Genomic DNA, 23,115 nt, shown 5'->3' on the forward strand with positions numbered 1-23,115 from the left:
TACAAGAAGGGAGTGTCAGTCATGAATGTTGCACCAACTTTAACACCGCGGTCAGGATTTGTGGTTACACTGCCACCTCGTGACGAGCAGCATCTGTTGAGCTGGCAAACGTTGTACGCACCGATATTGGGTGTTACTGCATTTGGTTTATACACAGGGTTGACTACGTTTGCTAGTCAGCGCCCCCAGTTGTCTAATCGTCGTCAACACAGTGAGCTGTTGACATGGTTGCGATTGGATTTGGATCATTTTCTGGCTGCCCGTAAGCGGTTGGAAGCAGCCGGCTTGTTGGATAGTTTTTACCAGCAAGACGCACTAGGGGATGTTTACGCTTATCAACTGCAGTCGCCACTTTCGGCGACTGCCTTTTTTGCTGATGATTTACTCAGCGTGTTGCTTTTACAATCGGTTGGTCAAACACGATATGATGAACTGTTGGCAAAATTTGAACAGCCGACGGTTAACGTAAGCCAGATGAAAAATGTATCAGCTGATTTTTTAACCGTATTTCATATGAGTGATGCTCAATTAACTAACCGACCAGCGCAGTTGTCGATTCAGTCCGATAATCATCGTGCTGAGCGTGAATCTAGCTTGGTTCAAGTTGACTTCAAACTGCTAAGCGATTATTTAAAACGAGAGTACGTTGAGTTGGATTCAGTCATGAATCAACGTGATTTAATTGCTACTGAAGCGACGATGTATGGATTAAATGAGCGAAGTTTAGCTAACTTTATTGTCCAGGCGACAAGCGTGACAACAAATCAGTTTGACGCTAACCGTTTCAAACAAGTCGTTGCTGCTCAATTTCAAGCGACTCAGGCTGTGGACAATTCTGTGAACTCAAGCGATGGTGACGCCCAGAATGTTCAAACACAACCAGTGACAACAACCGGTGACAATCAGGATCAGGCACAAATAAAAGCATTGGTAGCAGCCGTTAAAGCGTATGCACCAGCTGACTTCTTGGCCAGTTTAAAGACTGAAAAGAATCAGTATGTTAGCGACGGCGAACAACGTGTTTTGGCTAAATTCATGGATCGACACTTGTTTGCGCCCAGTGTGGTGAACATGCTGATTTACTACCTTATCAGTGATCGCGATAAAAATGTCCTTTATCTTAATGATGTTGATCGAGTCGCTAATGATTGGGCAAAGGCTAAGGTGCAGACGCCAGAGCAAGCAATTGATCACATGCGAAACTACAAGGAAGAGCAGGAATCGCAACGGATTCAACGTCAAAATGGTCGAGCACCTAGGGCACGAGAACAACTGACGGATTGGAACGCTCAGTCACAGACACCAACTTCAGAAGTGGCTGCTTCTGAAGATGACGCTAATGAAATTCAAAAATTACGTCAACGTTTAAATCAGGCTAAAAAGAATCAGGAGGATCAATAATCATGCAGGACTTAGGAAAATCAATGCGCGATTTACTTAATCGCCAGAATCTGAACTCTGATTACCAACGGTTGATTGCAAATGCGATTAATGATCCCGATGTACAAGCGTTCATTAAGGCACATCAAGATGAGTTGGCAGAGGATGTTTTGGAACGTAATGGGTCCAAATTGTACGAATATGTGAGCCAGCGTGATAAATTACGTGCTGGTCACCAAGTTTTTGCACCTGGATACGAACCAAAATTAGTGGTCAGTGACCATTATGTGGAAGTGACTTACGAACCCACGGAAGACACGCTACTTGCCCAAAAACGATCAATGCTTAAGAAGCGCGTTCATGCAGTTTCCATGCCGAAAATGATTGAACAAGCGTCGTTTGGTGATTACAACGTGGACGGTGAAGAGGAGCAGCGTGCTAAAGCACTGCGGCAAGCGATGCAATTTGTGGCTGACTATTCACAAAAACCGCATGAATTTCATCAAGGTCTGTACTTCTATGGCAATTTTGGAGTCGGCAAAACATTTTTACTCGGCGCTATTGCCAATGAACTCGCCACATTGGGATACCAGTCAACGTTAGTTCACTTTCCCAGTTTTGCTGTGGAGATGAAAAATTCGATTGGTAAAAATAATGTTGCCGAAAAGGTTGATGCTATTAAACAGGCGCCAATCTTGATGATTGATGATATTGGCGCGGATTCGATGAGCTCATGGGTGCGCGACGAAGTGTTAGGTGTTGTTTTAGAGTATCGAATGCAAGAGGAATTGCCCACTTTCTTCAGTTCAAACTTTTCTATGCAACAGTTGTCAGATCAGCATCTCTCAATTAATCAGCGTGGTGAAAAAGAAGAAGTTAAGGCTGCGCGGTTAATGCAGCGAATTCGTTTCCTAAGCCACGAGGTCGTGATTCAGGGACCAAACCGTCGGCCACAATAAAATATTTAAGAGTGTTGTGACACAAGTTCGACTTGAGAACGAGCATTAATATAAAACTGACCTATTCCTGAACTTTGGGAATGGGTCAGTTTTGGGTTAAGCGGAATTCTCAGGATTTTGGAGCGCGATATGCCTCACATTATTCGTTCTAAACAAACTTATGTCACAGCTTTTTCGTTTGCAACGGATCATAAATAACGGTTAAAGAGGTTCACTTTAGGAATTTGGCGCAGTTTCAAGTCAAAATCATAAGAAAGTTCAGCTTTTAACGGAATTCGTACTACATTTTGCAGATAAAGTTCGACTTTAAATAAAATACGTTCGTGTTTTACATTTAATAATAAAAATGATACGATATTACTCGTTCTTCAATGAATCATATCCGAACAATCGCTAACGGCCGTTATGTGAATTTTAGGAATAATTATCTAAGGGAGCCTGTACTCGTGATTGAAAAAATGAATCATTATTTTATGTTGGATGAATTGCACACGACTGTTCCTCGAGAAATGCTAGCGGGATTCACAACTTTTATTTCAATGGCATACATCATGTTTGTGAACCCGAGTGTTTTAGGAGCCGCGGGTGTGGATAAAGGCGCTGTGTTTACGGCAACGGCATTGGCTAGTGCCATCGGCTGTATTCTGATGGGAGTTCTAGCACGTTATCCAATTGCGACCGCTCCCGCGCTGGGTATTAATGCATTTTTTGCTTACTCAGTTGTCATCGGAATGAAAGTTCCGTGGCAGACGGCAATGGCTGGGGTGTTTGTAGCTTCGCTGATTTTCTTGGTAATCACAATCTTTAAGCTTCGTGAAATGATTATTAATGCGATTCCATCGGATTTAAAGTATGCGATTTCGAGTGGTATTGGTTTGTTTATTGCTTTTATTGGGCTGCATGATGGTGGTTTGATTGCCGCCAACAAGTCAACTGTGGTTGGCTTAGGATCATTTTCCACAGCGACAACTTGGCTAACGATCTTTGGTCTCATCTTGACATCGATTTTAATGGTAATGCGTGTCCCTGGGGGTATTTTTATCGGGATGGCGGCCACTGCAATTGTTGGACTCATAACGAAATTGATTCCGATGCCACATCAGTTGGTTGCTGGCGCACCAAGTTTGGCACCAACATTTGGCGTTGGCATTAAGCACATTGGTGATATTAATTCCGTTCAAATGTGGGTAGTTGTGTTGACGTTCCTGTTAGTAACCTTTTTTGATACGGCGGGTACGTTGGTGGGGCTTGCCCAGCAGGCGGGCTTTATGAAAAACAACGAAATGCCACGAGTTGGTAAAGCGTTGATGTCTGATTCTACAGCGATGCTGGCAGGCTCTGTGTTAGGTACATCACCGGTTGGTGCGTACGTTGAATCATCAGCTGGGATTGCTGTTGGTGGACGAAGTGGTTTAACTGCCATCACAACTGGTATTTTGTTTGTCCTTGGAATGTTCTTTTCGCCACTTTTGACGGTCGTGACTAGTCAGGTGACAGCGCCCGCACTTATTATCGTTGGGGTACTGATGGCGCAGTCGTTGGCACGAATTAATTGGACAAAAATGGAAATTGCGATTCCATCGTTTTTAATTGTCTTGGGCATGCCGTTGACGTACAGTATTTCAGACGGATTAGCGCTGGGTGTCATCACTTATCCAATTACAATGATTGCTGCCAAACGTGGTCGTGAAGTTCATCCGTTAATGTACGTCTTGTTCTTTGTCTTCATTGGCTTCATGTGGATTTTAAACGTCAATCATTAATTTTTGTGCCCGATTTTTCCGAGTCATTTTATCGTCTAGTGATTGACAAGCAATTATTTTGTGGTTTAATAAGTTTTGTAAACCAATCAGATATGATGTCAGTTAACAAACCTCTTAGAGAGCGTCCGGTGGTGGAAGGATGCAGGTGTTAAGTGGTGTTACCCCTGATTCAAGCGTCCGGTGATCAAGCTGGACCGATTGACCGCGTTATTGGTCACTAGAGGCAGTTATTGAGCGCGATATGCTCTAACTGTGAATTTTGGGTGGAACAACGTTGATGACGTCCCTGACCGCGATTGCGGTTAGGGACGTTTTTTGTTTCATGTCATAAATAAGCAGAACTGCAAGGTGTAATTTCAAGGAGGAAAAGCAGAATGGCAGATATTAAGATTACGTTTCCAGACGGCGCTGTTAAGCCGTTTGCCAATGGCTCAACGACGGCAGATGTTGCCAAGTCAATCAGCATTAGCCTCGCTAAAAAGGCTGTAGCCGGAAAATTTAACGGTGAGTTAGTTGATTATGAAGCACCGTTAACGGAAGATGGCAAGATTGAAATTGTCACGAAAGATACACCAGAAGGGTTGACTGTACTTCGCCACACTGCATCTCAAGTGTTAGCCAACGCGCTTCACCAACTTTATCCAGAAATGCATTTTGGTCAAGGTGAGGCCAGTGATGACGGTTTTTCGTTTGATACGGACAATGCCGATCACCAAGTTAGTTCAGATGACTTGCCAGCCATTGAAGCCAAAATGAAGGAGATTGTGAAGGCTAACTTGCCAATTTCCCGTGAAGTGTTGGCTGAGGCTGACGCGCTTAAATTGGTTGATGGGGACCCTTATCAAACACAATTGGTTAAGCAAGCAGCCGCTGCCAATGATGGTCAGGTTGCTGTTTACCGTCAAGGTGATTTCGTTGATTTAAGTGATGGTGTTCAAATGCCATCAACTGGTGACGTCAAGATCTTTAAGTTGCTGTCTGTTGCGGGCGCGTACTGGGAAGGTAAGTCATCTAACCCAATGTTGCAACGGGTTTACGGGACAGCCTTCTTCAATCAAAAAGACATGGATGCCGACGATGTTCGCCGTAAGGAAGCTCGTGAACGCGATCATCGTGTGATTGGTAACGACTTGGATTTGTTCTTTGTTGATCCTAAAGTCGGTGCCGGCCTGCCATACTGGATGCCAAATGGCGCAACGATTCGTCGTACCATTGAACGTTACATTATTGACAAGGAAATTCAGCATGGTTATGAACATGTTTACACGCCAGTTCTCATGAACTTGGATGCTTATAAGACATCTGGTCACTGGGAACACTATCGTGAGGACATGTTCCCACCAATGGACATGGGTGATGGTGAAATGTTGGAACTGCGTCCAATGAACTGCCCAAGTCATATTCAAATTTACAAACATCACATTCGTTCTTACCGTGAATTGCCATTGCGGATTGCTGAATTAGGTATGATGCACCGTTATGAAAAGTCTGGCGCGTTATCTGGTTTGCAACGTGTCCGTGAAATGACATTGAACGATGGTCACACATTCGTTGCTCCTGATCAAATTCAGGATGAATTCAAACGTATTTTGAACTTAATGGTTGAAGTATATGCAGACTTTGACATTAAGGATTACTCATTCCGTTTGAGCTACCGTGACCCTAAGAACACCGAAAAATACTTTGCCAACGACGAAATGTGGGAAAAGGCTCAGAAGATGTTGAAGGGTGCCATGGATGATCTTGGCCTTGATTACGTTGAAGCTGAAGGCGAAGCAGCCTTCTATGGTCCTAAGTTGGATGTACAAACTAAGACAGCCTTGGGCAATGAAGAGACATTGTCTACCATTCAGTTAGACTTCATGTTGCCTGATCGTTTTGATCTTCATTATGTCGGTGCTGATGGTGAAGAACATCAACCTGTTATGATTCACCGCGGATTGGTTTCAACGATGGAACGTTTCACTGCTTACTTAACAGAAATGTACAAGGGTGCTTTCCCAACATGGTTAGCGCCTCATCAGGTTTCTATCATTCCAGTTAGTGAAGAACATCAAGGCGATTACGCTGAGAAGTTACGTAAACAATTAGCAGCTGCCGGTGTGCGCGTAACGGTCGATGATCGTAATGAAAAGATGAACTTCAAGATTCGTGATGCCCAAACGCATAAGATTCCTTACACGTTAGTTGTTGGTGATAAGGAAAAGCAAGATGACACGGTTTCTGTTCGTCGTTACGGTCATGATGAGTCTACAAGTGAAGCAAGTAAGGACTTCCTGAGTGACGTTCTGAACGATATCGCTTCGTATTCTCGTGAAAATTAATTGCAGTTAAGTTTCAATAAGTGTCGCCACGTTAATCTGGCGGCGCTTATTTTTGTGATTTGAACATTTCATATTGTTTTACTTATTGATTTGTAATATTCTAATACTATTCTAATGTTTCGCTAAACGGATTGCATGCAAGACAGTCTATTTAGCGAAGATACACATGTTAAGGAAGCGAAAGCCTAAATGTAAGTTTCTCCTTTAATAAATGGACAAAATTCGACTGTGTGATGATGAATGGCCACAGAAACGAACGAATCTATAATTTAATTTTTTGACCATTTGACGCAGCTAAATTTCGCCATTTAATCTCTGAATGAATTCACAGATGATTTTTATAGGGAGAAATTGAAATGTGGCAAGTATTGGTTAAACCTCAAAAAAAGTTAGTTAGTCTCTTTTTCTTAGTGACGATAATACATGCGATTGTGACAACGGCTTATACGTTAATTATTGCTTTTTTAACGGCTTATATGACGCGTAAAATCAATATGTCCTTTGGTCAGGTTGTGACGATCACTTTATTATGTACGGCGTTTATTGCATTAGTAAACGTAATTGGTGGTTATCTTAAGGGTAAGGTTACCAATGGTGCAATGTGTCATTTAAGACGGCAGATATTTGAACGATTGATGTTAACGGTGGATTTTGGTGATCGGCGCAAGGTTGGCGAAAAAGTGGCTCTACTGACGAGTAAGCTAGAAGTCGTTGAGCAGAGCTACGTCAATAATTTTCTGCTTGGTTTATCGTTAGTCATGCAGTTTGTTTTAGGCATATTGCTCGGCGTGATAGTGGATGTACGGCTGACACTGATTGTTATTAGTCTTGATGTTCCAGCAATATTATTACCACTTATAACACAGCGACAATTAAAACGCGCTAAACTGCCGGTGCTAAACAACCTAGATCGTTATACCAGTGCGATTACAAACTGGTTTTCAGGTTTAACAACAATTAAGAATTTTGGCCGTGAGCACGTCTTTATTAACATGCACGCGTCCATATCAACGGATGTAAAGGTTAGCGAGAATCACGATATTTTGGTGCGTAAGGTTGTCAGCGGTATTTCACAGTTTTGTGGAGATTTAGTTTACTTTGGTACTTGGGTCGTTGGTGGTTACTTTATTTTGAACCACAGTTTAACGTTAGCTGCGTTTATGACTTTTACGCAGTTATCGGTTCAAATTTCATTTCCATTGGAAACGGCGGCAGATGTTTTTTCTGATTTTTTCGGTGGCCAACGTGCTTATCAACAACTACGTTTGGTTATTGAAGCGGTGCCCCAAAATAATGAAAGACTTGCTCAGTTGCCAGAACAGAACGATGTGTTCATCAATTATGTTCACGCGACGATTGGCGGGGCAGATAAAGATACAAGACCACTACTGAAAGACGTTAACTTACAGATTAATCAATCAGATAAAGTCATCATTATTGGTGATAGTGGATCTGGGAAGTCTACATTAATCAACGCTCTATTTGGCTACCGACCATTGTTGGCTGGTTCGATTTTTGTTGATGGTCGCTCACCAATCGTTGGCCGGTCCGCAGATATTGCTAAGATGATCGGCTATCAGAACCAGCAAACGTTCATTTTTGACGGTACAGTTAGGGATAATTTAACGATGTTTAGTGATCAATACACTGATCGAGAGCTTATCGATGCGTTAAACCGGGCTGAGCTACAAACGGTTGATGGGCACGCTCACACTAATGCTTGGTTGAGTATGATTCTTCATACTCAAGGTGGACCGCTGTCGGGCGGTGAAAGACAACGTATCGGCTTAGCTCGCAATTTATTAACGCACAAACGGTTTATGATTTTTGACGAATTGTCCAGTGGGCTAGATCATAAAACAGCTGAAACAATCGAGAAGCGTCTATTCAGGTTGAACATTGGCTTTATTTACATTACGCATAGTTATAACAGGTCATTATTGAAAGCAGCTGATAAAGTTTTCGAAGTGCACGACAAACGTGTCTCGGCGGTATCACTAGACTAATTTACTTGACCGATCGATTGAAGTTGTTTATGATTTACTCAACATGATGAACCTTTAATGTAGTCCTGTGAGGCTAACAAGGGAACGGCTGTTGTGACGTTTAGAATAGCGCGATTTGTGCAATTCTAGTACATCTTCACACGTAAACCAGACCACTTGCCTTCCGGGTGAGTGGTCTTTTTTATTTGGATGATCAAACGTCTAGGCCGGGACGGGTTCGCGTGAAGTGAGGAAGGGAGCGTTTTAAATGACGCAAAAAGAATTTCACGATGACGCTGCAGTGTTGGATATCCATGATCGGCCTAAATTCTGGCCATGGGTAGGTTTATCGATTCAACACATGTTTTCAATGTTTGGCTCAACTGTTATTGTGCCGTTACTGGTTGGTCTTAGTCCAAGCATTGCTTTATTTTCATCTGGGGTAGGTACGCTGTTACATATTATGATCACCCAGCGAAAGATTCCGGCTTACATGGGATCGAGCTTTGCGTTTATTACACCAATGCTCGCCTTAATGAAGACCACGGGGTATCCAGGCATTGGGCAAGGTGTCGTGGCGGTCGGAGCTGTGTATCTCATTGTCGCATTACTGATCGGCATGATTGGCTCTGATTGGGTTGATAAGGTACTACCGCCAATTGTTGTCGGGCCGATTGTCATGGTCATTGGCCTCTCTTTAGCCGGAAGTGCGGCGACAGATGCAATGATGAAAAACGGTCATTATAATTTGGAATACTTTGCAATTGCGATGACCACATTATTGCTGGCAATTTTCTTTAACATGTTTTTAAAGGGATCATTGGGTTTAATTCCTGTATTGTTGGCGATTGTGTGTGGTTACTTGATCAGTGTATTTGCTGGCATCGTTGATCTACATACGATTGCTGTGGCACCATGGTTTAAGTTACCCAAATTTCAGGTGCCTGGATTAACCTATCATTTTCACTTGGAATGGGGGGCGATTGTGACCATTGCACCCATTGCGTTTGTTACAATGACGGAGCATATGGGGCACATTATGGTGCTGGATAATCTTACACACCGAAATTTCTTCAAGGATCCAGGTCTAAACAGAACGCTCGCTGGGGATGGCACGGCTTCTATCGTTGCGGGACTGATTGGTGGACCGGCAGTTACCAGCTACGGTGAAAATATCGGAGTGATGGCAATTACTAAGGTACACAGTGTTTATGTGTTGATGGGTGCTGCCATGTTTGCAATTATCTTTGCCTTCATTAACAAACTGAATGTCTTGATTATGGCCATGCCGCTACCGGTAATTGGCGGCATCAGTTTCTTGTTATTTGGCACGATTGCGACCAGTGGTGTTTCTGTGATGATTGATCATCATGTAGATCTGGGCAAGAAACGGAATTTGATGATTGCATCGTCCGTGATGGTCATTGGAATTGGTAATGCGTATCTGCAACTAGGCAATTTTCAGTTCACTGGATTAGCGTTTGCGACGATTTTAGGAATTGTGTTAAACTTAGTGCTACCACAGGAAGCTGCCAGTGAAAGGGCGTAGTCGAATACGCTTGACAAAGCCAAGTAGCTCCTGTAGACTTATTAACTGTTGAGAAAAGCAGAAGCACCCGCTTCTCGCCTTGGTAATTTTGTTGCCGGGCTAAAGATGAGTTGAACCGTACTGTTTCAGTGCGGACAGCGGGTGGCGATGGCCATCCGCTATTTTTCTGTTTAAATCTCACCATTGTTGATTCGTTTAGAATTTTATGGAGGTGAATACCATAGCTCAAGATACTTTGGTAAATAACGCAATTCGTGCCCGCGAGGTTCGGTTGATTGCCGCTAATGGTGACCAGCTCGGGGTTAAGCAGACCAGAGAAGCACAACAGCTTGCGGATGATGCAAACTTAGATTTGGTTCTGGTTGCCCCTAAGGCAAAACCACCAGTTGCCAGAATCATGGATTATGGAAAGTACCGCTTCGAGTTACAAAAGAAGCAGCGTGAAGCTCGTAAGAATCAAAAGACGGTCGAAATGAAAGAAATTCGTCTTAGTCCGACGATTGACGAGAATGACTTCAACACTAAATTGAAGAATGCAGAAAAGTTCCTGTCAAAGGGTAACAAAGTGCGTGTCTCAATTCGGTTTAGGGGTCGTGCAATCACGCATAAAGAAATCGGCCGCGACGTGTTGAACAAGATGGCAGCTGCAACTAAAGAAGTAGCTGACGTTCAACAACAAGCTAAGATGGATGGTAGAAGTATGTTCTTAGTACTGTCACCAAAACCAGAAAAATAGTTATCAATATTTAGGAGGACATTCTTATGCCAAAGCAAAAGACAAACCGTGCCGCTGCTAAGCGGTTCAAACAATCTGCAAAGGGCGGCTTTATCGGCGCCAACGCTTACACAAGTCACCGTTTCCACGGTAAGACAAAGAAGCAACGTCGCCAATTACGTGGAACTAAGATGATGGACGCAACTACGGTTAAGACATACAAGAAGTTATTGTTGACCAAGTAGTTTTTAAACAGGAATCTGACCAGACTTGGTCAATTATTGGAGGATGCAATTATGCGTGTTAAAGGTGGAAGTGTTACACGGCAACGTCGCCGTAAGATGATCAAATTAGCTAAGGGTTACCGTGGCCCAAAGCATATTCAATTTAAGGTTGCTAAGCAACAAGTTTGGAAGTCATGGCAATATGCTTACCGTGACCGTAAGAACACGAAGCGTAACTTCCGTAAACTCTGGATCGCTCGGATCAATGCCGCTGCTCGTCAAAACGACATGAGCTACAGCAAGTTGATGCATGGCTTGAAGGAAGCTAACGTTGAAATGAACCGTAAGATGTTAGCCGACTTGGCCGTTAACGACCCACGTGCGTTCACTTCTTTAACTAAAGAAGCTGCTAAAGCACTTAAGTAATCCATGATTAAGCACTCATTCTTGAAAGATGTTCAAGAGTGGGTGCTTTTTTTGTACGGAAATGACGATTAACCGCTGTCTAAAAAAGCCTTGGTTATCAGTTTGACCAACGTCTCTGGATGATTCACAGCAAAATATAATCTATCGTTCGGGTCTGGCTGTTGACGACAATGGGCTGAACCTGATAAATTAGTAACAATTTATTTCATTAGGAGGAATTGTTCACCATGACCAACTGGAACGAGAAATTTGCCAAACAGGGATTAACGTTTGATGATGTACTGCTGATTCCTGCAGCAAGTGATGTTTTACCAAATCAGGTTGAATTGCATACACAACTTGGAAAAAACTTGAAGCTGAATATCCCAATTTTAAGTGCCAGTATGGATACGGTGACCGAAGCACGCCTTGCAACAGTGATGGCACAACAGGGTGGTTTAGGGGTTATTCATAAAAACATGAGTAAGGATGACCAAGCTGCCGAAGTTAGCAAAGTTAAAGCGACAACAGTTGATACTACTGCCACACCTGAGGCCGCTGTCGATGCTCAAGGTCGTTTGCTGGTTGCAGCGGCTGTCGGTGTTACAGCAGATACGTTTGAACGCGCAGAGGCGCTGTTTAACGCTGGTGCTGACGCAATTATCATCGACACAGCGCATGGTCATTCAAAAGGCGTGCTGGACAAGATTGCTCAGATTCGTGAGCAATACCCAGAAGAGACATTAATTGCCGGAAACGTTGCGACGGCTACTGGCACCCGAGCTTTGTTTGACGCTGGTGTTGACGTGGTCAAGGTTGGTATTGGACCAGGTTCGATTTGTACAACACGGGTTGTTGCTGGTGTGGGTGTTCCTCAAGTTACTGCCATTTTCGATGCTGCTCAGGTGGCTGCTGAATATGGCAAACAGATTATTGCTGACGGCGGCATCAAGTACTCCGGTGACATTGTTAAGGCGCTAGCTGCCGGTGGTAACGCAGTTATGCTAGGCAGCATGTTGGCTGGTACCGATGAAGCACCTGGCGAAGTCTTCACAGCTGACGACGGCAAAAAGTATAAAACATATCGCGGCATGGGTTCCTTAGCTGCCATGGAACATGGTTCCTCTGACCGCTATTTCCAAAGTGGCGTTAAGGAAGAAAAGAAGCTTGTGCCAGAAGGTATTGAAGGCCGAACGGCTTATAAAGGTGCCGTAGCGGATGTTTTGTTCCAGATGATTGGTGGTTTGCGGTCAGGCATGGGCTACACGGGGGCGCATACTGTTGATGATTTGATTGAAAAGGCTCAGTTTGTTCAGATCACTAATGCTGGATTGATTGAATCACATCCACACGATGTTCAAATCACAAAGGTTGCACCAAACTACAAGCGTAATTAGACCAGTTAACTATTTAAAAATGGAGAAAAACATGCAAACAGTGGACCAAACTAAATTTGATCGGGTGATTGTATTAGATTTTGGTAGTCAATACAATCAACTGATTACACGACGAATTCGTGAATTCGGTGTGTATTCAGAATTAAAGCCACACACAATTTCAGCCACTGAGCTTGCGGCCATGAATCCTAAGGCTGTAATCTTTTCCGGTGGACCGAATAGTGTTTATGGTGAGGATGCTTTAACGGTTGATCCCGCAATTTATGATATGGGTTTGCCAATTCTCGGTATTTGTTACGGGATGCAGTTAATGGCGAAGGACCTCGCCGGTGGTGTGGTTGCGCCAGCTGAAGATAATGGCGACTACGGTCAGTCAGAAATGCACATCACTAACACCAATTCACCTTTATTTAAGGGAATGGCGGCAGATCAAGAAGTTTTGATGAGTCATGGTGATTACGTCAAAACTGTGCCAGATGGTTTTGAGCAAATCGGAACCGGTGCCAACTGCCCAACAGCCGCCATGCAGGATGTTAAACGGGGATTTTACGGATTGCAATTTCATCCCGAAGTCCGTTTGACAGAAAACGGTAATGATATTTTACGACATTTTGTTTTCGATGTAGCTGGTGCCAAAGCCAACTGGACCATGCGTGATTTCATTGATCTGCAAATTGCTAACATTCGCCAAACTGTTGGTGATAAAAAAGTATTGTTGGGTCTTTCAGGTGGTGTTGATTCCAGTGTTGTCGCTGTCCTTTTACATGAGGCTATCGGTGATCAATTAACCGCGGTTTTTGTCGACCATGGTCTATTACGCAAGGATGAAGCGCAACAAGTGCTCGACAGTCTTAACGGTAAGTTTGGCGTCAATATTGTCGCTGTGAATGCCAGTGACAGATTCCTGGGAGCTTTAAAAGGCGTTTCCAATCCTGAACGCAAACGTAAAATCATCGGTAAAGAATTTATTGATGTGTTTAGTGAAGAGGCCCGTAAGTTAGATGGCGTGGAGTTTTTAGCACAGGGTACGCTTTACACAGATGTCATTGAATCTGGAACCGATACTGCTCAGACAATTAAGTCGCACCATAATGTGGGCGGACTACCAGAGGACCTTCAGTTTAAATTGATTGAACCACTAAACAAGCTGTTTAAAGACGAGGTTCGTGAATTAGGTGAACAGCTTGGCATGCCACATGACCTTGTTTGGCGCCAACCGTTTCCCGGTCCAGGACTTGCTATTCGGACGCTGGGAGAAGTAACGCCCGAAAAGTTGACATTGGTGCGGGAATCCGACGCGATTTTACGTGCAGAATTTGCTAAAGCCGGGTTGGATCAAACCGTTTGGCAATACTTTACTGCACTGCCAGGCATTCACAGTGTTGGAGTCATGGGTGACGGACGTACTTATGATGAAGCGATTGTTATTCGTGCCGTGACTAGTGTTGATGGCATGACTGCTGAGTTTGCAGAAGTTCCTTGGGCCGTGTTAGGTGAGGTATCGACCAAGATCGTCAATGAAGTACCGGGAGTTAACCGCGTACTGTATGACATCACCGGTAAGCCACCTGCCACGATTGAGTACGAATAGCCTAGAAAAAAATCAGTCATTATCTATGGGTGTCTATCCCTTGATAATGGCTGATTTTGTTATAGCCGGAGGATTTCAAAAACGGATATAATCGGACGGCTTGGGCATGTTTTGAAGGATTTTGTTACAGCTATTATGATTGCGTGAAAATTATATTTGACTTTAATTGATTGATCGATTAAGATATATTCAATTAATAATTAATCAATCAATCAATTAATAAAGAGGGATCACTATGACAAAATTACAAACAGCGCAGACAGCCACGGTTTCGCCATCGGCACAAAAAATGTTAGCCGGCTTTAAGTATTTCAATTTACCGGGGTTCATTAAAATTACGCCACGTCTCATTAACCGAATTCGTACACAGTTTCATTCTGGTGAAAATCCTATTGAACAGAGTCTTATCAAGGCTGGAAATTTAACAACAACGCCACTGACACTGAATGACGTTACTGGTCTCAGGATAACCGGAGCCAGTGTTAAGAAAGATGGCCCAGTTATTCTGAACATTCATGGCGGTGGTTTTATTATGGGGACGGCCCGTGAACGAACAGCTTTGTTAGCTGCAACCGAAACACAGTTGCCAGTTTATTCGGTCGATTATGACTTAGCTCCTGAGGCACAGGCTCCGCAAATCGTTAATCAAGTGCTCAGCTTTTATCGCGGTTTAATAGAGACAGTTGGCAATCGTCCGATTGTGATGATGGGTAGTTCAGCAGGTTCAGGCATCGCGGCGGCAGTGGTCGAACAGGCTCATGCGCAAGGCCTACGTTTGCCGGCAGCAATGGTACTATTTTGTCCAGCGTTGGATATCTCTGGTAATGGAGATTCATCGATTTTTAACGAAAAACGTGATGTTGGTTCAGCCAAAATGGCGCTTCGTTTGGCAAAAGCGTATATTGGAGCTAATGATCCGAAGAGTCCAATCGTTTCTCCCATGTACGGGGAAGTTGGTGACTGGTTCCCCGCGACTTTTATGAGCACTGGCACTCGGGATATAATGCTCAGCAATGTCGCTCGTTTTAGCGAAAAGTTGCGTCACGCTGATGTCGAGGTAACTGCAGTTATCCGGGAAGGCATGTGGCATGGATTTAATTGGGAACCTAAGTTGCCAGAAGCGGTTGAGACACGTCAAGCGGCTTGGCAGTTTATCAAACAACATGTAGGGGAGACATTGTAATGCGTGGTAGGGATGAAACGAAGCGAGCACGAATTCTTCAGGCGACGAGTCAAATTATGATGAACGAGGGTATTGCTGCCGTATCGCTAAGTAAAATTGCGAAAGAAGCAGGAATTGCTTCAGGAACACTTTATACTTACTTTGAAGATAAAAACGACATGTTAAAAGCGCTCTATTTGGATCGCAAAGCGGATGTTGCTAGGGTCATTACTGCGTTTGATCCTAACGGAGATCCAACTGCTGAATTGGATAAGTTTATGGCGTTAGTGTATGACTATGCGCAACATCATCTTGAAAATATGTTGTTGATACGTGAGTTTAATCAATCACCGATTTTAAAACAATTAGGGGTTACAGCCGAAGAGTCATATTTAGGTTACGAGCCGATTCAACAATTAACCCAAAATGGTGTTGAAAACGGGGTCTTTGTGCCGGTGACCTTTGAAGTCTTGATGTCATATGCATATACGCCAGTCATTGAATACGTGGTTGCACTTAACAATGGTCTAATTAATGAGCAGGATGTTCCATTTGATCGGATCAAAATGTTATCTCGTCGAGCAATTCTGATTAACCCGCAGCCCTAACTTAGAATATTGAACAAGTTATCTTATCTGTTTTTTTATGTAACATAAAGAACCCGCTAATTACTGTTAATCTAGTAATTAGCGGGTCTATTTTTTGCTTATAAGGCCAATTCGAATTCTAAATTGGCGTGTAACCTAATTGTCGTTGTTGCCACCAAACAAGCCGCCAAGCTTATCCATGATGCCGGAAGCGCCACCGCCAAGTAAGTCTTTAGCTTGGTCATAGTAGTCGCCAAGGTCGTCCTTGTGATCTTCGATAAATGATTTTGCGTCGTCGATATTGCCGCCGCTTACAAGATCTTTAGCCTTGTCCATAATTTCATCTTTATCCATGAAAATCCCTCCACACAATTAGTCAGCTTTTAATGTCATCAGGGTTGGACAGTTAACTATTTACGTTGTTAACAACTAAAGTATAGCATTGTCGAGGCAGAGGTAAAGTCATGTTGCTGAAAAAATGAAGCCGTTTTCAATTCAGCAATAAAAATGATTCATATTTCATCGTCCATTTTCAAATAGAATCCGGTATAATAACGTAATATTGCCATTTATGAAAGGAAGATTTTTCATGTATAAAAACCGTGTTTACCTTGCTAGTCCGTTTTTCACTGATGAACAACGTGACCGTATTAATACTGTGGTGACATCATTACGTCAAAACAAAACAATTGATGCAGATGGCATTTTTATTCCCCAAGAACACCAAGAGGAAAGTCTAGAATTTGGCTCGTTTGAATGGCAAGATTCTGTCTTTGCGAGCGATATGCGTCAGGTCAAACGTGCCGATGTCGTAGTTGCGATTCTAGATTATAAATATGAGGAACAAAATCTTGAACCTGATGCTGGTACCATTTTTGAAATTGGTGCTGCCTGGGCATGGCACATTCCAGTAATCATGGTTCAATTTCACCCAGAAAATGAGCTTAACCTGATGCTTGTGCGTTCATTGACGGCAATGTATACGGGTGACAAGATTAAACAGGGACTTGCCACATATGACTTTAATAATCTGCCAACAAAATATACAGATATGAAAATTTTTTAAAGAAAGCAAAACTTAACACGATTGGGCTTTCTCAGGTGTCATAAAAATGATGTTCATGGATGATTTCTCCCATGAACATCATTTTTATGTTAGACAAGTAAAACGCAGTGTATGTCTCGCGTTTGCGGCAATTTTTAATCCGCGCGAACTTTGACGGTTGAAGAAAAATGGCTTGTTGCTGTTGCGCTAAGATTCAAGCTGAGGTGGTTTGTTCCAATCTCGTTTATGCAGTCCCACCGCGTTGATCCCAAATCATTAAAATGAGTACGAAAATTAGAATCAAGACGCTGCCTAACAATGCCTGCGGTCCGATAGCATTTGTCAGTTTAGTGGAAATGAAAGCGCCAATGCCAAAACTAGTGGCCACCCAAAAACTATCTCTTAGTAGAATCCAGTTAGTGGTTAGTTTGCCGCGTCGGAAGAGCAAATTTAACGATGCTGCACCGACAGTTCGTAAGTTGCCAGTGGTCATGGTTGTATTGTATGGATGATTATTCATGACTCGAAATGTATGAACTTGGAAAGCAGCAAATAAGGATAGGCCACTAGTAATAAATGAACCGGGGATATAGCCAATAAACAGATCGATTATTAAAATACCAACTAATTCGGCAATGATACTAAGTTCCTGCCAAATTACGGCTCCGGGACGGTGAAAAAATTGTTCCACCAAGTTAGCTAGCCCGGCGCCCAGTGTGAAGCAGAAGATTGGAATAATGTATGTGATTGCTTTAGCAAAATGACCGTTGGCTAAATTTAATCCCAGTAAGATAACATTCCCCGATTGAAGACTTGCGAACACTTCGTTGTGAAGAATATAGGTGTAAGCGTCCAGGTAGCCACCGACACCAGCCAATAAGGTGCCAATTAGGAGGGTTTCATAAATCGGCTGACGTACGTTTTTCATGTTTGCGCCTCTTTATCTTTTTCTAAGTTTAATAGGCATATTGTAGCCAAAATTTGAATTTATTGCTGGTAAAAATATTTGTTTTAAAACAAGAGTCAGTTAATGAATAGGGTGAAGAGGATTACTTTGCGAACTAAACATATTACCCTGAGATTTGGTTTGACAATAAAATTACAAAGTGAGTGATTTAATCAAAATTTTAATGGACATTGACGTGTGAAATCTGTATCCTATTGCCAATGACTAAAAAGGAGCGATTGCACGTGATTACAAATGCAGAAACTTTTTTAACTGAGTTGAAGAACATTTTACGCGGAACCTACACGGATGATCAATATTTGATTGAAGCTGTGGTGAATAGATTGCAAATGTCTACTACGACGCATTATGAAGTGTCGAAATGGCGCGCTAACGATCATCGTGATCATGAGTTCACGTTTAAGCAAAATGAAGATCAAACATATACGTACCTTACAACACGTTAATCATGTTAAAAAATCATCGCTAAGCAAACGCAATTTGTCTGCTTAGCGATGATTTTTTTGATGAATGTCGTTTATTGTGAATTTGATTTATTCATGGTTTGTTTAGACTGATCCTCTTCTTTTACGAAAGCGTATCCACAAGGATAGGAGGTAGAGGGCAAAACTTAAGAGGCTGATGATGAGTCCTAAACGAAAACCGGGCGCCCTGTAAGTTAAACGTACGCGATGTACACCTGGCGTCAATTTTATGGCACTGAGGTTGCCGACAACTTTATCAATTGATACCTGCTTGCCATCAACATAAGCGTGCCAACCATTGTCTTTAGGAATGCTCAGGAATAATAATGTTTTCTTCTTAGTGGCTGTTATCGTGCCTTGCAAGTGATCTGGCCGCCAGTCTTGATCAAGTTTGAAAGTCGATTTATGAAGGTCAATCAGGGACTGGTTGAAGGATTGCTGGTCCAGTGTCTGCAACGATTGTGAAAGATGTGTTAGCGGCGTTTTACTAGTTAAATTGATATGGACACGTTCGCCTTTTTTGAAATGCCCTAACGATAGTACTGCCTGTGTGCTGACATCTAACCGTGTTGTTTTCTTAGTTCCGTTGACGTGAATATTGGCGTTTGCCACGCTAACATTAGGGAAGTAGGCGTACAACGTACCCGTGGCAGTCGGTTTGATGATTAACTGATAGCGGTACTGTTTGTTTTTATATTCATAGCCGGTGCGCCGGACATTGACTGATTTAAAATAACGCACGTTACGGCCGGTGATGGCCTGCCAAACGTTATTTTGATTTTCTAGGGCCGCACCGCCCTTGAGTTTGACGTTCAGTAATTTATCATTCACAGCAAATCCCAGCGGCAGTGCATGATCGTGAACAATCAGATCATAGTCATGGGGGGTCATTTGCAACTGGTATTTCACTGCAAATAGTGCATTGGTCAGGTGAGTACTACCTTCGGAACTTATTCGACGCTCATTTTTACTGTAAAAGCCGAGTCGATTTAACATGACACGTGTTGATTCATTCAAGGTGGAACTATATAAATCTATACCATGACTATTGAAAAGCAACGGGTCATTGTAATTATTATAGGTTTCCCCAAATGCAGCGTTAATTAATGAGTTGCTATTGTCGACTCGATAAAAGGCGTGACTAGCACGTCTGATTTTGTTGAAATAGTTTTTTTCAATCGTGAAATTCTTTTGATAAATGGTTTGATTCCCAAATTGAGCGGGTTTGAGACCGAAATAGAAGTTTGCGGACAATTCAAACACAGTTACGAGAACAATACCAGAAAGGGCTAAACGACGCCAATGCTGGTTGTTGTATAAAACGAGCAAACCGGCAATACAGACAATAAAGCCTGTCGCAATTAGCCAGTACTTCGGGCTGACGTAAAAGTTCGCCAAGTCATCCCAGCGTCGAACGATTGGCTGAGCAATCATAGCTGTCAGATAACCGATAGCTAGCATCACTAATGCAATCAATGCTGCACGCAGCACTAATCGGTTTTGTTTGAAAGCGTCTGTTTGCCAAGCTTCGTATGCGCTAATTACAACAATGAATGTGAAAAAGTAGGCGTCACGAAACGGAAATCCGTTCGGCTGCTGCATCATGTGCCAGATAGTGTTAAACAGCGTTAAAAACATACTGAGCCCAAGAAAGGCTAGTAAAGTACCGGTTGTCCGTTTGTGATGACTGGTAATGGTCTTATTTAGGAAAAATAAAAGGACGAGTAACAGTGCGAAACTGCCCACAAATATGCTGGGATCATGTTCTAAGCGTTGTGGATAGTCGGCTGCGTTCAGCCCGAGCTGTGCGAAAGCGTCTAAGCCAAACTGAGGCGTAGGCAGGAAGGCCTGCCACGATAGACTTTGCTTGCTCGTTTTAAGCATGCCTAATAGAGTCGGTATTAGGACGAATAGGGTACTTACACCACTCAAAACAGAGGTAATAAGAAAACGTTTGATTGCTCGTGCATTGTGTTGCCACCATTGTTTCCATGATTGCTTTTCCGCTTGCTGATCAATTGTAAAGTAAACAAAATAGGTCAACGCGAACAGGCAAGTCATGTAGCCTAAATAATAGTTAGTGACTATAGTTGCCCACAATGCAAAGAAGTAAAGGACAGTGCCTTTGTTGTTAACTAATCGGCGAAGTCCCAGGATAACCAGCGGCAACAAAATAAGGGCATCCAGCCACATGATATCGTAAAAGTAAGTCGCGACAAAACCGCTAAGACTAAAGATTGTTGAAAATATGAGGTTTTGCCAGTGTGTATTATGGTACACGCGGCGCAAATAATAACTCATACTAAAGCCAATAGTGCCAACTTTTAATAAGATAATGAAAGCTATTGCCAGTGGCACCTGATTGGCCGGGAAGAAGAACAACAATAGATTAAACGGGCTTAGCATGTAATACGCTACTAATGGAAAAGCATTATCGCCCAAAGATAGACTAAACGAATAAAACGAGAATTGACCAGTTGTAATTGCATGCCGGAATTGTGTTAACCAAGCTACATACTGTGTGCCCATATCGCTTATTAGGAGGTTATGACTACCGAATGGCGTAATTCCTAGTGCCCAAAATACTAAACCAACAAGTATCATTGGAACGACAAAAGCCGTCATATCGTATTGAAAACGTTGACGGACATACTGATTCATAGTTTGAGGGATTTCAGGTTTGGACGATTGTGGATATTGATTTAAAATCTTACTTTTCCTCCTTAACGATGTAGATTGGACGATGCTTGCTTTCCAAATAAAGTCGACCAACATACTTGCCTAAAATGCCAAGGCAGAATAATTGAAGCCCGCCAATTAAAAGGATGATACATACAAGTGATGGCCAACCAGCGGTGTGATCACCATAAATAAGCGCACGAATGACGATGAAGATTAGCGCAAAGAAGGCGGCAAAGAAAGATAAGAATCCAGTATATGAGGCAATGGATAAAGGCGCATCAGAAAAATCAATGATGCCTTCTAGAGAATAGCTAAACAATTGAAAGAATGACCAATGCGTGTCACCAGCGACTCGATCCTGGTTTTCGAATTCAATGTACTTTGTTTTGAAGCCAACCCAGCTGAAAATTCCCTTTGAAAAACGATTAACTTCAGCCATTGATAAGATGGCATCGACCACTTGGCGTGTCATTAGACGATAATCTCTTGCACCTTCAACGATGTGCGTTTGGGAAATCCGATTGATGACTCGGTAGAATGCGCGACTGAAGAAAGAACGAATTGGCGGCTCACCTTTACGTGTGACACGACGAGAGCCGACAATGTCATAATGCTCATTCTGAATGCCTGAAACCATTTGGATGAGTAATTCAGGAGGATCTTGCAAATCAACATCCATGACGGCAACAAAATCACCAGTAGCGTGCTGTAGACCAGCATAAAGTGCAGATTCTTTTCCGAAGTTACGGGAAAACGAGACATAATGAACATGATCAACATCTTGTTGTTGCAGTTTGCGCAATTCAGTTAATGTGTTATCCGTTGATCCATCATTAATGAACCAATACTCGGGCTCAAAGCCTGGGAACTGTTCGCGTAGTTTGACGAAAACTTTTTGAACTGCCGGATAGAATAGTGGAATTGTTGGTTCCTCATTGTAACAAGGAACAATAATTGAGATGACTTGTTTTGACAACGGGTTTACTTCCTTACCTTATGTGTTTAGTTTGAACTTTTAAATTATGGTCTACTGATAATTATACTTAATTATAAACGATAAAGTCCAACAAACGATATAAACTTACTCAAAAGCCGGCATTACTGACGATCAGTGGGGGTCATCACATAAAAACACTGTTAATATGCTTTATGTCATAGACGATTTTAGGAAATGTATATAGCAATTGTGTTTGAGAAAACTGCAAAATTGAGTTCACTTGTCCATTCAACGTCTGATTTGTAAGGAAACGTTATCAACTGCACTTGAACAAAAAAGCTTGCTGATAGTTTCTGAATGATGATTAATTGCGAATCCTTACGAATGTCGGTAAATTTGCTGTGTAGTTAAGCAAAGATGTTTTAGGTAATAGGAGGCGTTTTACGATGGCAGTAGAAGGTTCGCTCTATCATACTCACGTGGTTAATGAGAACGGCTTAGTTGGGCAAAGCTTTGTTGAAGGTAACGAAGGTTTGTCGTTAGGTGTTAGTAGCTCTTTAGTTTCCGCATCGGGCACTAACCCAGAACAGTTTATTGGATTTGCACTGAGCACTTGTTTTAACGCAACGTTACGAATTGTTGAGCAGCAACGTCACATACCCCAGGATACTCAGGTTCGAACAAGGGTTGATATCGTTAAAGATACAGTGGGATATAAGTTTATCGTTGATGCTCAGGTTATGTTTCCAAATGAGAATCAAGAGGATGCCCAAGCTGTTTTGGATGATGCATTAAATCAGTGTCCAGTCGCGAAATTGTTAAAGGCAAATGATAATGTCAATTTTAGGATTGTTAACGCTTTTAATGATGAGGACACTGAAAACTACGGTGAATAATGCGCTAGTCTGGCAGTGATCCCACTTACTTTAGAATTGAATCTATTTTTCCATTGGACAGCGCCCACTCGTTTGTTTACTGA

Annotated in this window: 20 protein-coding genes and 1 other annotated feature; of the genes, 16 read left to right on the forward strand and 4 right to left on the reverse strand. The window is 42.5% G+C overall.

Translation table 11 applies throughout. The features are described from left to right. The first annotated feature begins 21 nt into the window (after positions 1-21). The 13 genes from LROSL1_RS05555 (at position 22) to LROSL1_RS05615 (ending at position 16,062) form a co-directional block, all read left to right on the forward strand. Entirely contained in the window at positions 22-1,401 is a 1,380-nt protein-coding gene (locus LROSL1_RS05555; protein ID WP_178913998.1) for a DnaD domain protein, read from the forward strand. A gap of 2 nt (positions 1,402-1,403) precedes the next feature. Beyond that, positions 1,404-2,339 (forward strand): primosomal protein DnaI, encoded by a 936-nt coding sequence (dnaI, locus tag LROSL1_RS05560; RefSeq protein ID WP_017261690.1) that lies wholly within the window; start codon positions 1,404-1,406, stop codon positions 2,337-2,339. Positions 2,340-2,797: 458 nt separating this feature from the next. After that, positions 2,798-4,102 carry an NCS2 family permease gene (locus LROSL1_RS05565; RefSeq protein ID WP_049973575.1) on the forward strand — a complete coding sequence of 435 codons (1,305 nt, stop codon included), beginning with the start codon at positions 2,798-2,800 and terminating at the stop codon, positions 4,100-4,102. 374 nt (positions 4,103-4,476) lie between these two features. Further along, positions 4,477-6,426 (forward strand): threonine--tRNA ligase, encoded by a 1,950-nt coding sequence (gene thrS, locus LROSL1_RS05570; RefSeq protein WP_017261692.1) that lies wholly within the window; start codon positions 4,477-4,479, stop codon positions 6,424-6,426. Between the two features lie 356 nt (positions 6,427-6,782). Next, on the forward strand, positions 6,783-8,432 hold the full coding sequence (locus LROSL1_RS05575) for an ABC transporter transmembrane domain-containing protein (RefSeq protein ID WP_178913999.1): 1,650 nt from the start codon (positions 6,783-6,785) through the stop codon (positions 8,430-8,432). 247 nt (positions 8,433-8,679) lie between these two features. Continuing rightward, positions 8,680-9,960, forward strand: a complete 1,281-nt coding sequence (locus LROSL1_RS05580) for a uracil-xanthine permease family protein (RefSeq protein WP_017261694.1) — start codon at positions 8,680-8,682, stop codon at positions 9,958-9,960. A 49-nt stretch (positions 9,961-10,009) separates the two neighbouring features. Beyond that, positions 10,010-10,133 (forward strand) — a sequence feature (ribosomal protein L20 leader region). Positions 10,134-10,165: 32 nt separating this feature from the next. After that, complete coding sequence (gene infC / locus LROSL1_RS05585; RefSeq protein WP_081495841.1) at positions 10,166-10,696, forward strand: translation initiation factor IF-3; 531 nt, start codon at positions 10,166-10,168, stop codon at positions 10,694-10,696. A 26-nt stretch (positions 10,697-10,722) separates the two neighbouring features. Beyond that, complete coding sequence (gene rpmI / locus LROSL1_RS05590) at positions 10,723-10,920, forward strand: 50S ribosomal protein L35 (protein WP_017261696.1); 198 nt, start codon at positions 10,723-10,725, stop codon at positions 10,918-10,920. Positions 10,921-10,971: 51 nt separating this feature from the next. Further along, positions 10,972-11,325, forward strand: coding sequence for a 50S ribosomal protein L20 (rplT, locus tag LROSL1_RS05595; protein WP_017261697.1), 354 nt, complete (start codon positions 10,972-10,974; stop codon positions 11,323-11,325). A 227-nt stretch (positions 11,326-11,552) separates the two neighbouring features. After that, positions 11,553-12,701, forward strand: a complete 1,149-nt coding sequence (gene guaB / locus LROSL1_RS05600; RefSeq protein WP_178914000.1) for an IMP dehydrogenase — start codon at positions 11,553-11,555, stop codon at positions 12,699-12,701. 31 nt (positions 12,702-12,732) lie between these two features. Beyond that, a complete protein-coding gene (gene guaA, locus LROSL1_RS05605; RefSeq protein WP_178914001.1) occupies positions 12,733-14,292 on the forward strand; it encodes a glutamine-hydrolyzing GMP synthase in 1,560 nt (519 codons plus the stop codon). Positions 14,293-14,527: 235 nt separating this feature from the next. After that, positions 14,528-15,475 (forward strand): alpha/beta hydrolase, encoded by a 948-nt coding sequence (locus LROSL1_RS05610; RefSeq protein WP_178914002.1) that lies wholly within the window; start codon positions 14,528-14,530, stop codon positions 15,473-15,475. Next, a complete protein-coding gene (locus tag LROSL1_RS05615; protein ID WP_017261703.1) occupies positions 15,475-16,062 on the forward strand; it encodes a TetR/AcrR family transcriptional regulator in 588 nt (195 codons plus the stop codon). Before LROSL1_RS05610 ends, LROSL1_RS05615 begins: the two co-directional genes overlap by 1 nt. A 135-nt stretch (positions 16,063-16,197) precedes the next feature. On the opposite strand, the gene LROSL1_RS05620 is transcribed toward LROSL1_RS05615, so the two are convergent. Continuing rightward, positions 16,198-16,377: a hypothetical protein gene (locus LROSL1_RS05620; protein WP_404825466.1), complete on the reverse strand. Its 180-nt coding sequence runs from the start codon at positions 16,375-16,377 to the stop codon at positions 16,198-16,200. A gap of 253 nt (positions 16,378-16,630) precedes the next feature. Here LROSL1_RS05620 and LROSL1_RS05625 point away from each other — a divergent pair, with 253 nt between their 5' ends. Then, positions 16,631-17,107, forward strand: a complete 477-nt coding sequence (locus tag LROSL1_RS05625) for a nucleoside 2-deoxyribosyltransferase (RefSeq protein WP_017261705.1) — start codon at positions 16,631-16,633, stop codon at positions 17,105-17,107. Positions 17,108-17,330: 223 nt separating this feature from the next. Here the strand turns inward: LROSL1_RS05625 and LROSL1_RS05630 are convergent, their stop codons facing one another. Then, on the reverse strand, positions 17,331-18,014 hold the full coding sequence (locus LROSL1_RS05630; protein ID WP_017261706.1) for a YoaK family protein: 684 nt from the start codon (positions 18,012-18,014) through the stop codon (positions 17,331-17,333). A gap of 263 nt (positions 18,015-18,277) precedes the next feature. Here LROSL1_RS05630 and LROSL1_RS05635 point away from each other — a divergent pair, with 263 nt between their 5' ends. Beyond that, positions 18,278-18,499, forward strand: coding sequence for a DUF5960 family protein (locus LROSL1_RS05635; protein WP_017261707.1), 222 nt, complete (start codon positions 18,278-18,280; stop codon positions 18,497-18,499). Positions 18,500-18,601: 102 nt separating this feature from the next. Here LROSL1_RS05635 and LROSL1_RS05640 read toward each other — a convergent pair whose 3' ends face one another. Together LROSL1_RS05640 and LROSL1_RS05645 are read right to left on the reverse strand one after the other, a co-directional pair. Further along, positions 18,602-21,178 (reverse strand): YfhO family protein, encoded by a 2,577-nt coding sequence (locus LROSL1_RS05640; RefSeq protein WP_178914003.1) that lies wholly within the window; start codon positions 21,176-21,178, stop codon positions 18,602-18,604. A 49-nt stretch (positions 21,179-21,227) separates the two neighbouring features. Then, positions 21,228-22,175 carry a glycosyltransferase family 2 protein gene (locus LROSL1_RS05645; protein WP_178914004.1) on the reverse strand — a complete coding sequence of 316 codons (948 nt, stop codon included), beginning with the start codon at positions 22,173-22,175 and terminating at the stop codon, positions 21,228-21,230. Positions 22,176-22,582: 407 nt separating this feature from the next. On the opposite strand from LROSL1_RS05645, the gene LROSL1_RS05650 reads away from it, so the two are divergent. Beyond that, a complete protein-coding gene (locus LROSL1_RS05650) occupies positions 22,583-23,032 on the forward strand; it encodes an OsmC family protein (RefSeq protein ID WP_017261710.1) in 450 nt (149 codons plus the stop codon). The last annotated feature ends 83 nt before the right edge of the window (positions 23,033-23,115 follow it).

Origin of the sequence: Furfurilactobacillus rossiae, from assembly GCF_013394005.1 — a bacterium.
Classification (GTDB): Bacteria; Bacillota; Bacilli; order Lactobacillales; family Lactobacillaceae; genus Furfurilactobacillus; species Furfurilactobacillus rossiae.